This is a genomic window from Mesorhizobium sp. RCAM 05099, assembly GCF_059683685.1.
Genome location: NZ_CM185035.1, coordinates 1,171,067 through 1,184,556 on the forward strand (window position 1 = coordinate 1,171,067; position 13,490 = coordinate 1,184,556).

At 64.0% G+C, this 13,490-nt stretch carries 12 protein-coding genes; 5 read left to right on the forward strand and 7 right to left on the reverse strand.

Annotation, left to right across the window (positions count from 1 at the left end; all coding sequences use genetic code 11):
* Positions 1-109: 109 nt before the first annotated feature.
* From AC56QQ_RS05760 to tkt, 5 genes are all read right to left on the reverse strand, one after another.
* Positions 110-1,135 (reverse strand): class I fructose-bisphosphate aldolase, encoded by a 1,026-nt coding sequence (locus AC56QQ_RS05760; protein ID WP_497125883.1) that lies wholly within the window; start codon positions 1,133-1,135, stop codon positions 110-112.
* Between the two features lie 112 nt (positions 1,136-1,247).
* A complete protein-coding gene (locus AC56QQ_RS05765) occupies positions 1,248-2,444 on the reverse strand; it encodes a phosphoglycerate kinase (protein ID WP_497125884.1) in 1,197 nt (398 codons plus the stop codon).
* Positions 2,445-2,556: 112 nt separating this feature from the next.
* On the reverse strand, positions 2,557-4,446 hold the full coding sequence (locus AC56QQ_RS05770) for a potassium/proton antiporter (RefSeq protein ID WP_497125885.1): 1,890 nt from the start codon (positions 4,444-4,446) through the stop codon (positions 2,557-2,559).
* A gap of 220 nt (positions 4,447-4,666) precedes the next feature.
* Positions 4,667-5,677 (reverse strand): type I glyceraldehyde-3-phosphate dehydrogenase, encoded by a 1,011-nt coding sequence (gene gap, locus AC56QQ_RS05775; RefSeq protein WP_497125886.1) that lies wholly within the window; start codon positions 5,675-5,677, stop codon positions 4,667-4,669.
* A 212-nt stretch (positions 5,678-5,889) separates the two neighbouring features.
* Positions 5,890-7,881 (reverse strand): transketolase, encoded by a 1,992-nt coding sequence (gene tkt / locus AC56QQ_RS05780; RefSeq protein WP_497125887.1) that lies wholly within the window; start codon positions 7,879-7,881, stop codon positions 5,890-5,892.
* A gap of 260 nt (positions 7,882-8,141) precedes the next feature.
* Here tkt and AC56QQ_RS05785 point away from each other — a divergent pair, with 260 nt between their 5' ends.
* From AC56QQ_RS05785 to AC56QQ_RS05800, 4 genes are all read left to right on the forward strand, one after another.
* Positions 8,142-8,414, forward strand: coding sequence for a DUF4164 domain-containing protein (locus AC56QQ_RS05785; protein WP_013529251.1), 273 nt, complete (start codon positions 8,142-8,144; stop codon positions 8,412-8,414).
* A 19-nt stretch (positions 8,415-8,433) separates the two neighbouring features.
* Complete coding sequence (locus AC56QQ_RS05790) at positions 8,434-8,796, forward strand: cell division protein ZapA (RefSeq protein ID WP_489858147.1); 363 nt, start codon at positions 8,434-8,436, stop codon at positions 8,794-8,796.
* Between the two features lie 163 nt (positions 8,797-8,959).
* On the forward strand, positions 8,960-9,619 hold the full coding sequence (locus tag AC56QQ_RS05795; RefSeq protein ID WP_269907697.1) for a peroxiredoxin: 660 nt from the start codon (positions 8,960-8,962) through the stop codon (positions 9,617-9,619).
* Between the two features lie 244 nt (positions 9,620-9,863).
* Positions 9,864-10,736 carry an MBL fold metallo-hydrolase gene (locus AC56QQ_RS05800; RefSeq protein WP_497125888.1) on the forward strand — a complete coding sequence of 291 codons (873 nt, stop codon included), beginning with the start codon at positions 9,864-9,866 and terminating at the stop codon, positions 10,734-10,736.
* Between the two features lie 153 nt (positions 10,737-10,889).
* Here AC56QQ_RS05800 and rpoH read toward each other — a convergent pair whose 3' ends face one another.
* Together rpoH and AC56QQ_RS05810 are read right to left on the reverse strand one after the other, a co-directional pair.
* On the reverse strand, positions 10,890-11,801 hold the full coding sequence (gene rpoH, locus AC56QQ_RS05805; RefSeq protein WP_027041896.1) for an RNA polymerase sigma factor RpoH: 912 nt from the start codon (positions 11,799-11,801) through the stop codon (positions 10,890-10,892).
* Positions 11,802-12,014: 213 nt separating this feature from the next.
* Positions 12,015-13,070, reverse strand: coding sequence for an RluA family pseudouridine synthase (locus tag AC56QQ_RS05810; protein ID WP_497125889.1), 1,056 nt, complete (start codon positions 13,068-13,070; stop codon positions 12,015-12,017).
* A gap of 26 nt (positions 13,071-13,096) precedes the next feature.
* On the opposite strand from AC56QQ_RS05810, the gene AC56QQ_RS05815 reads away from it, so the two are divergent.
* A complete protein-coding gene (locus AC56QQ_RS05815) occupies positions 13,097-13,486 on the forward strand; it encodes a fimbrial protein (RefSeq protein ID WP_497125890.1) in 390 nt (129 codons plus the stop codon).
* Positions 13,487-13,490 lie beyond the last annotated feature (4 nt).

Genomic DNA, 13,490 nt, shown 5'->3' on the forward strand with positions numbered 1-13,490 from the left:
GCGCCAATGGGAAATAAGGATGACGCTGCATCCCAAGCCCGAACAAGCCACAAACAAAAACCCGGACGCATCGGCCCGGGTTTGAGGAGAGACGGAAGAAGACCTGCGGTCAGGCGGCCTGTTCGAGGCTCGCCTCCCATTTTCCGAGCGCGGCCAGGTAATTCATGTGGGCGCGATGGGTGAAGGCGGCCTGGCCGGCGGCGACATTCGAGGCCTTGCCGCTCCATGCTTTCTGCGGCGCGGCCTGCAGCGCGCGGCCATAGGAAAAGGTCAGCTTCCAGGGATGTGGCCCGATGGCGTTGATGGCGTTGAGATTGGCGGTCGCTTCCTCGTCTTCCTGGCCGCCGGAGAGGAAGGCGATGCCCGGCACCGCCGCCGGTACGGTCTCGCGAAACAGTTTTATGGTCTTCTCCGCGACTTCTTGCGGGCTGCTCACCTTGCCCGATTTCTTGCCGGCCAACACCATGTTGGGCTTCAGGATCGTGCCTTCGAGGACGACGCGCGCCGCGTAAAGCTCGTCATAGAGTTTCGTCAGCGTCGCCTTCGACACCTCATAACAAGTGTCGATGTCGTGCGCGCCGTCCATCAGCACTTCAGGCTCGACGATCGGCACGATGCCGGCTTCCTGGCAAAGTGCGGCGTAGCGGGCAAGCGCGTGGGCGTTGGAACCGATCGAGGTGGCCGAAGGCACGCCCTTGGTTGTATCGATGTCGATCACCGCGCGCCATTTGGCGAAGCGGGCGCCGAGCTTGTGGTAGTCGGCAAGGCGCTCGCGCAGGCCGTCCAGACCCTCGGTGATGGTATCGCCGGGAAAGCCGGCCAGAGGCTTGGCGCCGGCGTCGACCTTGATGCCGGGAATGGCACCGGCCGATTTGATGATGTCGACCAGCGGCGTGCCGTCGGCGGCCTTCTGGCGGATGGTCTCGTCATAGAGAATGACGCCGGAGATGTATTTCGTCATCGCGTCGGAGGCGCGGAACATCATCTCACGATAGTCGCGGCGGCTGTCCGCAGTCGATTCGACGCCGATGACATCGAAGCGTTTCTTGATGGTGCCGGAGCTTTCGTCGGCAGCCAGCAGGCCCTTGCCACCGGCCACGATCGCGGCGGCAATGTCTTCGAGACGTTCGCTCATTGTGCTTCTCCTGAAGGGTCTGTTCCGCGCTTAACGGAAGTCTACCGCCAAAGGAATGGCATCGGAAAGCTCGAATCGATTGAAAGTCTCCGGCGCCCCTGTTCGCTATCCTTTAGCGCTTCAGCACGTCGACGCCGGGCAGCGGCTTGCCTTCCATCCATTCCAGGAAAGCGCCGCCGGCGGTCGAGACATAGGTGAAGTCGTCGGCGACGCCGGCATGGTTGAGCGCCGCCACCGTATCGCCGCCGCCGGCGACGGAGACCAGCTTGCCTTCCTTGGTGCGCGCCGCAGCGTGCTTCGCCGCCGCCACGGTCGCGTGGTCGAAGGGCTCGATCTCGAAGGCGCCGAGCGGGCCGTTCCAGACCAGCGTCGCGGCGCGGTCGATCCATTCGCCGACGGCTTTCACCGTCTTGGCGCCGACATCGAGGATCATGCCGTCGGCGGGCACGTCCGAGATGGCGACGGTCTCGCTGGCCGCGCCTGCCTTGAATTCCACGGCGACGACGCCGTCGACCGGCAGGATGATGGCGCAGCCGGACTCGGCGGCCTCGATCATGATCTGCTTGGCGGTCGAGGCCAAGTCATGCTCGCACAGCGACTTGCCGACATCGGTGCCGCGCGCGGCCAGGAAGGTGTTGGCCATGCCGCCACCGATGACCAGGGCGTCGACCTTCTTCACCAGGTTCATCAGCAGGTCGATCTTGGTCGAGACCTTGGCGCCACCGACGATGGCGACGACCGGACGGACCGGATTTCCCAGCCCCTTCTCCAGCGCTTCGAGTTCGGCCTGCATGGTGCGGCCGGCGAAGGACGGCAAGAGATGCGCCAGCCCCTCCGTTGAGGAGTGGGCGCGGTGCGCTGCGGAGAAGGCGTCGTTGACGAAGATGTCGCCATTGGCGGCGAGCTTTTCGGTGAAGGCCGGGTCATTCTTCTCCTCGGCCTTGTAGAAGCGGGTGTTTTCGAGCAGCAGCACGTCGCCCTTGTTCATGGCGGCGACGGCGCTCGCCGCCGTGTCGCCGACGCAATCGCTGGCAAAGCCAACGGGACGGCCGAGCACCTCAGCTGTGGCCCTGGCGATCGGCTCCAGCGAGAATTCAGGCGAGGGGCCATCCTTGGGCCGGCCGAAATGGGCGAGCAGGATGACCTTGGCGCCCTTGCCGGACAGCTCCGCGATGGTCGGGGCGATGCGTTCGATGCGGGTGGCGTCGGTGACCTTGCCGCCAGCGACGGGAACATTGAGGTCGACACGCACCAGAACGCGCTTGCCGCTGATGTTGCCGATATCGTCCAGGGTCTTGAAGGCGGCCATGCGGGTTCCTTTCGCGGAAAAATCGCCGGGACCATACCCCGCGCCAACGATGATGCAAGCCTCCAGACGCGGGCCACGCGGAAAAATGATCCCGCCCGCCTGTCAGGCGCGGTCAGCCTTCGGTTGTCGCCTTTTGTGTCTCAGGCCCCGGGGGCGGCGGCGCCTCGGCCTGCGCCTCCGCCATCTGCGTTTCAGTCGGCTTGCGCCAGTTGCGGACAAAGGCGGAGACACGGTCGCCGATTTCGCCGGCGCTCAGGAAAACCGGCACCCGTGCCACGGGTGCGGTCGGCTCGAAGGAAAGGCCGAGGCCGGTGATCCTGCCCTTGTCGTCGACGTCGCGGACGATCAGCTCGATCGGACCGAGCAGCACGCGGTCGGCATATTCGGCATGGCCGCCGAGCCGTGCCGTGACCAGGGCGCCGACGGTGAGTTTTTGCTCGGCTTCGGTCAGTCCCGGCGCGTAAGCCGCCTCCAGTTCAGCGGCGGAGCGCGCCGGATCCACCGCGAAGGCGCCGAAGAAATCGGCATCTTCGGGATCGACCACGGCGCGACTGGCGAACAGCTTGTCGAGCAGGCGCGGATAGCGGTCCGGCACGAAGATGTAGACCTGATCGCCGGCGGCGAGCCGGCCCATGTCCTGGAAGCGCATCGAGCGGCCATCGCGCAGCACCAGCGAGGGCCGCGCCCAGCGCGGGATGCGCTCGCCGCGCGCCACCGGGCTGCCGGGCGCCACGCGGTAGGCAAGAAGCTCGTGATGGGCGGAGCCGGGCAGCTCGAGCTCGACCTTGTCCAGCGGTCCGAGCCGCGCCGGTACGATGAGGCCGAGGCGACGGGCCAACGGCCCGACCGTCCAGCCCTGGATGACCAGCGACACCAGGACGATGATGAAGGCGGTGTTGAAGATGAGGCGGCCGTTTTCCAGCCCGCCGAGCAGCGGGGTGATGGCAAGCAGGATCGAGACGGCACCGCGCAGGCCGACCCAGGAGACGAAGGCGACCTCGGGGCGCGGCAAACGGAACGGGACCAGGCAGACCCAGACCGCGATCGGCCCGGCGACGAACATCAGGAACAGGCCGAGCAGAACCGCTGGCACCAGGATCGCCGGAAATTGCGAGGGCGTCGCGAACAGGCCCAGGATCAGGAACATGATGATCTGCGCCAGCCATGACATGCCGTCCTGGAAGCGCTTGAGGATGGTGACGGCGCGGATGTCGGAATTGCCGGCGACCAGGCCGGCAAGATAGACCGCCAGGAAACCCGAGCCACCGATGGCGCCGGCGGCGGCAAAGACCATCAGCGACAGAGTGAGCACGAAGATCGGCAGCAGGCCGTGGTCGAGATTGAGCCGGTCGACGAGGCGCACGATGGCGAGGCCGCCGAGCACGCCGACGACGGCGCCGAGCCCCATGTTGAGGAGGAAGCCGAGGATCAGGTTGGTGACCAGGACATTGGTCTCGGGATTGGCGTGAGCGGCGATGATCTCGACCAGCGTGATGGTCAGGAAGATGGCGATCGGGTCGTTGGTGCCGGATTCGACCTCGAGCGTCGAGCGCACGCGTTCGCGCAGATTGATCTCGCCCGCGCGCAGCAGGAAAAATACCGCCGCGGCATCGGTGGAGGCCACAGCGGCGCCGAGCAGGAAGGATTCCAGCCAGGTGAGGTCGAGTAGGTAATGGGCGGCGGCGCCAAACAGGCCGGTGGTCAGCAGCACGCCGAAGGTCGCCAGCGACAGCGCCGGGCCCGCCGCCTGCCGCAAGGCGTTGAGCGGCGTGCCGAAACCGGAATCGAACAGGATGACAGCCAGCGCCAGTGAGCCGGCAAAATAGGCGATGCGGGCATTGTCGAACTGGATGCCGAGGCCGTCCGTTCCTGTAGCGAGCCCTATGCAGAGAAACAGGAGCAGAAGAGGAGCGCCGAAGCGGAAGGCGATCAGGCTCGAAAACGCGGCGGCGACAACAAGCGCGGTGCCGACCAGCGTCACGACATAGATCGCATGCTCCATCCGAAAATCAGCCCCTCAAATTCGTCTCTCTCCTGGTTTAAGGGAGAGTGGGGCGAAGACGTGACCAGTGCAAGGCGGTGGGGTGGCTTTTTGACCTATGCCGCTGATTTCCGGCTGTTTTGGCCCTCAGGACACAGATCGGGAAAGTGTCCCTCATCCTCATGAAAAACGCCCGGACAAAGCCGGGCGTTCGAGGTCTCGAAAAGGAGAGTTCTTGCGATCAGGCGATGGTCTTGCCGAAGGCGACCGACGTGTCGGACATGCGGTTGGAAAATCCCCATTCATTGTCGTACCAGGACAGCACCGATACAAAGTTGCCGTCCATCACCTTGGTCTGGTCGAGCGCCATGATCGAGGAACGCGGATCGTGGTTGAAGTCGATCGACACGTTCGGGTGATGGGTGACGCCGAGAATGCCCTTCAGCTTGCCGTTGGAAGCGGCGATCACCGCCTCGTTGATCTCCTGGACGGTGGTCGACCGCTTGGCGATGAACTTGAAGTCGACGACCGAGACATTCGGGGTCGGAACGCGGATCGAGATGCCGTCGAGCTTGCCCTTGAGATCGGGCAGGACCAGGCCGATCGCCTTGGCCGCACCGGTCGAGGTCGGGATCTGCGACAGGGCGGCGGCGCGGGCGCGGTAAAGATCCTTGTGCATGGTGTCCAGCGTCGGCTGGTCGCCGGTGTAGGAATGGATCGTCGTCATCATGCCCTTTTCGATGCCGACCGTCTCGTGCAGCACGGCGGCCAGCGGCGCCGGGCAGTTGGTGGTGCAGGAGGCATTCGAGATGACGATGTGGTCCTTGGTCAGCTTGTCGTGGTTGATGCCGTAGACGACGGTGAGGTCGGCGCCGTCCGACGGAGCCGAGACAAGCACGCGCTTGGCGCCGGCGGTCAGGTGCGCGGCGGCCTTGTCGCGGGCGGTGAAGATGCCGGTGCATTCAAGCGCGATGTCGACGCCCAGTTCCTTCCACGGCAGCTGCGTTGGGTCCTTGATCGCGGTGACCTTGAACTTCTCCTTGCCGACGGTGATCTGGTCGCCGGAAACCGAAACCTCATGCGGGAAGCGGCCGTGCACGCTGTCGAAGCGCAAGAGGTGGGCGTTGGTCTCGACCGGGCCGAGATCGTTGACGGCGACGACGTCGATGTCCTTGCGGCCGGATTCATGGATGGCGCGCAGGATGTTGCGGCCGATGCGGCCGAATCCGTTGATGGCAACTCTGACGGTCATTTTTCTCTCCCTGAGAGCTGGAAGGCTGACGATGGGTCCGCAGCTTCATAGCGGCGGACGGGCAAAGAATCCAGCCGCCGCGACGTGGATTTAAATCGATTAGGTTGGGCCAGTCCCGCGAAACCGCTGTGCGCGGTTTCGCGGGAGCATTCTTGTTCGTGCATGTCGTTATCCCAAAACCGCGATGCATTTTTGGGCGACATGCATGGGCCTTACTTGCCGTGCAGGCGGGCTTCCGCCGCCTTGGCCGCCGCTTCGGCAGTGATGCCGAAATGCGGATAAAGCTGTTCGATCGTGCCCGAGGCGCCGAAGCCGGTCATGCCGACGAAGATGCCGTCGGAGCCGATGAGGTGATCCCAGCCTTGGCGGATGCCGGCTTCGATCGCCATCTTCACCGGCGCGTTACCGATCGTCTTCTTGCGGTAGTCGTCGCTCTGCTTGTCGAACAGTTCGAAGCAGGGCACCGACACGACGCGGGTCGGGTGGCCGTGCTTTTCCAGCAGCTCGCGGGCAGCAAGCGCGATCTCGACCTCGGAGCCGGTGGCGAAGATCGTCACCGCCGCCTCGCCGCTGGCAGCGGCCAGTTCATAGGCGCCCTGGCTGCTCAGGTTCTTGGCAACGAACTCGGTGCGTACCGTCGGCAGGTTCTGGCGGGTCAGCGCCAGCGTCGACGGGGTCTTTTCCGACTCGAGCGCGATCTGCCAGCATTCGGCGGTCTCGACCGCGTCGGCCGGACGGAAGACATTGTGGTTGGGAATGGCGCGCAGGGCCGCCAAGTGCTCGACCGGCTGGTGGGTCGGGCCGTCTTCGCCCAGACCAATGGAATCATGGGTCATGACGAAGATCGAGCGGATGCCCATCAGCGAGGCCAACCGCATCGAGGGACGGGCATAGTCGGAGAAGCACATGAAGGTGCCGCCATAGGCGATGAGGCCGCCATGCAGTGTCAAGCCGTTGAGCGCTGCGGCCATGCCATGCTCGCGGATACCGTAGTGGACATAGCGCTGGCCATAGTCGTCGGGCGTGATGTTCTTGGTCTGGCTGGTCTTGGTGTTGTTGGAGCCGGTCAGGTCGGCGGAGCCGCCAATGGTCTCGGGCACGGCGCCGTTGATGACTTCCAGCGCCATCTCGGACGATTTGCGGGTGGCGACCTTCGGCTTGTCGGCCGAGAGCTTCTTCTTGTAGTCGGCGATGACGGCGTCGAAATTGGACGGCAGCTTGCCGGCGAGGCGACGCTCGAATTCAGCCTTCAGCTTCGCGTCGGCCTTGGCGAGGCGGCCTTCCCAGTCGGTGCGCGCCTTGACGCCGGCCTTGCCGGCCGTGCGCCAGGCGTCGAGGATGTCGGCCGGAATTTCGAAAGGCGGCGAATCCCAGTTGAAGAACTTGCGCGCACCAGCGATCTCGTCGGCGCCGAGCGGTGAACCGTGCGCCTTGTTGGTGCCGGCCTTGGTCGGCGCGCCGAAGCCGATGGTGGTCTTGCAGGCGATCATCGTCGGCTTGTCGGAGTGGCGGGCGGCTTCGATGGCATAGGCGATCGCTTCCGGATCCGTGCCGTCGATATGGCTGGCGTTCCAGCCGGAGGCCTGGAAGCGGGCAACCTGGTCGGTGTTGTCGGCAAGCGAGACCGGGCCGTCGATCGAGATGTTGTTGTTGTCCCAGAAGACGATCAGCTTGTTGAGCTTGAGGTGACCGGCAAGCGCGATGGCTTCCTGGGAGACGCCTTCCATCAGGCAGCCGTCGCCGGCCAGCACATAAGTGTAGTGATCGACGAGGTCGTTGCCGAAGGCGGCGTTCATGATGCGCTCGCCGAGCGCGAAGCCGACCGAATTGGCGAGACCCTGGCCGAGTGGGCCGGTCGTCGTCTCGATGCCGGTGGCATGGCCGTATTCGGGGTGGCCGGCGGTCTTCGAGCCCAACTGGCGGAAATGCTTGATCTGGTCGAGGGTCATGTCCTCGTAGCCGGTCAGATGCAGCAGCGAATAAAGCAGCATCGAACCATGGCCGGCCGACAGGATGAAGCGGTCGCGGTCGGCCCAGTGCGGGGCCTTGGGATCATATTTCAGGAAGCGCGTGAACAGCACCGTGGCGATGTCGGCGCAGCCCATGGGCAGGCCGGGATGGCCGGACTGAGCCTTCTCGACGGCATCCATGGAGAGAAAACGGATCGCATTGGCCATCCGGTCATGTTGTTCACGCGACGTCATGGTACCTCCGGGGTGGGGGTTTGGGGCCTTGGGAGAGGCCTTGAAAGGGGTGCGCGACACATAGCAGGCGCGGGCTTTTAGTCAACAAACCGGTGCGCATTTGCCGGCCTTGCAATGCCGCTGGCGGGTCTACATTAGCGTTAGCGGGGGACAGTCGCGAGAGCTTTGTTGACGTTGCCTTCACCCGGTGCCTAATGTTTCTCATATAACGCGTTCTGAACGCGAACGATTCGGTGATGGGCAGGGCACAGGACGAAGCCATGACCGGGGAAGCCACGCTCAAGGAAGTGATCGCCAGGCTGGGTAAAGCCATCGAGGGCCTGGAAAATGCCGTCGCGGCCAAGCTCGAGCACGAACGCGACTACTCGGAAGCCGAGGCCGAGGTGCAGCGGATGAATGCCGACCGCTCCCGGCTTGCACAGGAACTCGACAATTCCGAAGCGCGCGCCGAGCGGCTGGAAGACGCCAACAAGGAAGTGTCGCGACGGCTGGTGACCGCCATGGAAACCATCCGCGCCGTGTTGGACAGGTAGGGGCTGGACAGGTAGGCCAATGGCACAGGTCACGGTTTCAATCGACGGCAAGCAGTATCGGATGGCCTGCGACGAAGGCCAGGAAGAGCACCTGATCGACTTGGCCGAACGCTTCGATCGCTACGTCTCGCATCTGAAGGATTCTTTTGGCGAGATCGGCGACCAGCGGCTCACCGTGATGGCCGGCATCATGGTGATGGACGAACTCTCCGAGCTCCAGAAGCGCGTCAAGGGCATGGAAAGCGAAGTTCTGACACTGCGCAAGACGCGCGACGACGCGCTGACCAAGGCCGACAAGAACGACAGCGTGCTGACCACTGCGCTCGGCGCGCTGGCGCAGCGGATGGAAGACCTGACGACGACGCTGGCCGTGAAGTCCTAGGCTTCACCGCTGCCGGTAGGTAAATTTCCGCATTCTCCAGCAAAAGGCGAAAATTTTTCGCGGGCCGCGTCGCAGCCGGCGGCCTCGGCGTTTGAAGGTCGCCGCCGGAGTGGTAAAAGGGTCCGAACCCGCCAGCCGGCGGCATTTCACAGGGGTAGGGACCATGAGCCTTCGTATCAACGACATCGCACCGGATTTCACCGCCGAGACCACGCAAGGGACGATCAAGTTCCACGAATGGATCGGTGACGGCTGGGCGATCCTGTTCAGCCACCCGAAAAACTTCACGCCGGTCTGCACGACCGAGCTTGGCACGATGGCCGGGCTGGAGGGCGAATTCAAGAAACGCAACGTCAAGATCATCGGCATCTCCGTCGACCCGGTTGCGAGCCACGACAAGTGGCAGGCCGACATCAAGACGGCGACCGGCCATTCGGTGCACTATCCGCTGATCGGCGACAAGGACCTCAAGGTCGCCAAGCTCTACGACATGCTGCCCGCCGGTGCCGGCGAGACTTCGGAAGGCCGCACGCCCGCCGACAACGCCACCGTGCGCTCGGTCTACGTCATCGGGCCGGACAAGAAGATCAAGCTGGTGCTGACCTACCCGATGACCACGGGCCGCAACTTCGACGAGATCCTGCGCGCGGTCGATTCCATGCAGCTCACCGCCAAGCACCAGGTGGCGACGCCGGCAAACTGGAAGCAGGGCGAGGACGTCATCATCACCGCCGCCGTTTCAAACGAGGATGCCATCAAGCGTTTCGGCGCCTTCGAGACCATCCTGCCCTATCTCAGGAAGACCAAGCAGCCGTCCGCCTGAGCGCTTCGGAACGGTTTTTGGCTTTCTTGCCCTTGTGAGCCAAGGGATGCTTGACTGAGCCACCCGAGTGGACAACCATGCTCCTCTCGGGTGCCGCCAGAGAAAATCATTCCTGTCGGCCGGGGCGGTCCATCGTTTCGCGGAACCGTGGAACCACTCCAGCCCGTTGTTTCGACGCAATTCCGGACGGAAAACCGTTTCACGCTTTTCCTGGAATTGCCTCAGGGGTTTGGGGAAGCCGAAATTGGACGTAGCTTTGGCCAGGCCGCAGGTCAGCGGCTTCTATGACAAGCCGACCGGGGCCATCCAGTATGTCGTCGCCGACCAGGCGACGAAGCGATGCGCCATCATCGATCCGATCCTCGATTTCGACGAGAAGTCCGGTGCGACCGCTACGAAGAACGCGGACGCCTTGCTCGATTTCATCCGGGACAACGGGCTCGAGCTCGAGTGGATTCTCGACACCCATCCACATGCGGATCATTTCTCGGCGGCGCACTACCTGAAGCAGAAGACCGGGGCACCCACCGCCATCGGCGACAGGGTCGTCGAAGTCCAGAAACTATGGAAGGCGATCTACAACTGGCCGGATTTTCCCGCCGACGGCTCGCAATGGGACAGGCTGTTCGGGGAAGGCGAGACGTTCCGGATCGGAACCGTTCCAGTCAAGGTGCTTTTCTCACCCGGGCACACGCTGGCCTCGATCACCTATGTGGTCGGTGATGCCGCCTTCGTCCACGATACGCTGTTCATGCCCGACAGCGGGACGGCGAGAGCGGATTTTCCCGGCGGGAGCGCCGCGCGGCTCTGGCACTCGATCCAGGGCATCCTGGCGTTACCGGACGAGACGCGCGTCTTCGTTGGCCACGACTATCAGGCCGGTGGGCGCGAACCCCTGTGGGAAAGCACGATCGCGATGCAGAAGGCCACCAACATCCACCTCGTTGCCGCGCGTGTCGAGGCCGATTTCGTCGCCCTGCGCGAAGCCCGCGACAGGACGCTGCCGATGCCGAGGCTGATTCTGCATGCGCTGCAGGTCAACATGAATGGCGGCCGGTTGCCGGAGCCGGAAGCCAATGGCCGGCGATACCTGAAGTTCCCGCTGGATTCACTTTGAGGGTACGCCGTTGCTGAAACTGCCAATCTCACACGCAAGAGGGGGAGATCGGCTGTAGCCTCGCCTTCGCCAACCGCCAGCGCCGACGCTAAGACGCAAAAAAGCGGCGCCAGTTTCCTGACGCCGCCGTTCTGTTTCGTGCCGAAGCTGGCTTCAAGCCGCCGGCTGTGCCTCGATGGTGCGCAGCGCCTGGGTCTGGCGCTTGGCGGCGGCCTTGACCGCATCCTGCACCTTCTCGAAGGCGCGCACCTCGATCTGGCGCACGCGCTCGCGGCTGATGTCGAACTCGGCCGACAGCTCTTCCAGGGTCAGCGGCTCTTCCGCGAGGCGACGGGCCTCGAAGATGCGCCGCTCGCGCTCGTTGAGCACGGCAAGAGCGCCTGACAGCATGCCGCGCCGGTTTTCCAGCTCGTCCTGCTCGATCAGCATATCTTCCTGGCTTTCGTGGTCGTCGACCAGCCAGTCCTGCCATTCGCCGGACTCGCCCTCGCTCGCCCGGATCGGCGCGTTGAGCGAGGCGTCGCCCGATAGGCGGCGGTTCATCGACACCACTTCGGCTTCGGACACGTTGAGGCGGGTGGCGATCTCGGTGATCTGGTCGGGCTTCAGGTCGCCATCGTCGAGCGCCTGGATCTTGCCCTTCACCTTGCGCAGGTTGAAGAACAGACGCTTCTGGTTGGCGGTCGTACCCATCTTGACCAGGCTCCACGAGCGCAGGATGTACTCCTGGATCGAGGCCTTGATCCACCACATGGCATAGGTCGCGAGGCGGAAGCCGCGCTCGGGTTCGAATTTCTTGACGGCCTGCATCAGGCCGACATTGCCTTCCGAGATCACTTCGCCGATCGGCAGGCCATAGCCACGATAGCCCATGGCGATCTTGGCGACGAGCCTCAAATGGCTGGTGACGAGCTTGTGCGCAGCAGAAGTGTCTTCATGCTCGGCGTAACGCTTGGCGAGCATGTACTCTTCCTGCGGCTGCAGCATGGGAAAGCGGCGGATTTCTTCCAGGTAGCGGCTGAGGCCGCCTTCGCCGGAAACGATACTGGGTAATGACTGGGCCATGATAGCGCCCCCTCTCTATTGGAGTGATGCCCCCGAAACGCGGCGGGCATATGACACGAGCACCAAAAGGCTCGCTCGCGACGTCAGGTGTTTATACAGGAACAAAACCAGAAAAGACAGACGTTTGTTCAACACGAAACAGTGTGTCACGTTGAAGTGAACAATGCGGGTCAGGTTTTGAAGGTTAGCCTTGAAGGGTGTTGTTGACGGGGTTCAAAGCTTGCGGAAGCCGCCGACGAGTTCCTCCATGTCCCCCGGCAACGGCGCCTCGAACCTCATCGTTAGATGGGTAGCCGGGTGACGAAATGCAAGGAGCCAGGCATGCAAAGCTTGCCGGGAAAATGCCTTGACCTGGCTTTTCAGCGGTTCAGGCAGCCGGTTGGCCTTGGTGCGGAACGCCTGGCCGTAATCCGGGTCGCCGATCACGGGATGGCCGATATGCGCCATGTGGACGCGGATCTGGTGGGTGCGGCCGGTTTCCAACCGGCATTCAACCAGGCTTGCCGTGGCGAATTCCTGCTGTTTGTCGCCGAAACGCTCCTGCACGGCAAAGTGGGTGACGGCATGGCGGGCATCGTCGCGGCCTTCCGGCACCACGGCGCGGCGCACCCGGTCGGCGGCGCGGCCGAGCGGCGCGTCGACCGTTCCCGCCGGCCGCTGCGGGATGCCCCAGACCAGCGCCAGATAGGCGCGTTCGAGATCGCCGGTCAGGCCGTGATCGGCGAAGGCTTCGGACAGCGACTTGTGGGCGCGGTCGGTCTTGGCGACCACCATGACGCCGCTGGTCTCCTTGTCGAGGCGATGGACGATGCCCGGCCGCCGTACGCCGCCGATACCCGACAGGCTGTCGCCGCAGTGATGGATCAGCGCGTTGACCAGCGTGCCGGTCCAGTTGCCGGCGCCCGGGTGCACGACAAGCCCGGCCGGCTTGTTGATGACGATCAGTTCGCCGTCCTCATAGAGCACATCGAGCGGGATGTTTTCGCCTTGCGGCTCGGCCGGCTCCGGCTCCGGCATGGCGACCGACACGCTTTCGCCCGCGGTCATCTTGCGCTTGGTCTCCTCGACAGGCTTGCCGTCGACCTTGACCGCGCCCTGCCTGATCAGCATCTGCACGCGGCTGCGCGACATGTCCGGACCGAGGTTGGCCGCCAGCCACTGGTCGAGGCGCTGGCCGGCCGCATCCGCACCCGCGACCAGCACGGTGGGTACTGCCCCTATGAATTGGTCCTCTATCAATTCGGGGGCCTCTTCGCTATGAGCGCTCATCGAAAATCGTTCCGGAATGCTTTGCCATGGCCATCGCCGAGGAAGACCCAGTTGAAGGTCGGGAGAAGCCGCTCGACCCGGAGGTCGAAAAGGTGCGCAAGAAACTCGTCCGCTTCGTCGGGATCAATCTCGGCCTGCTGTTTCTTGCCCTTATGGTGGTGATCGGGGCCCTTGTCTACAAAGCGCGCAACGCACCGCCCGCGACCCCACCACTGGCCGGCGACATCCAGGCGCCTGCCGGCGAGCCGATCAGCGGCGACATCGTGCTGCCGGTCGGCGCCAAGGTGGTCAGCCAGTCGCTGTCCGGCAATCGCGTCTCGATCGACGCCGAGCTTGCCGACGGCAGCCGCACGATCTTCGTCTACGATATCGCCGAGCGCCGCCTGATCGGCCGTTTCGCGATCCGCAACAAATGAGCCG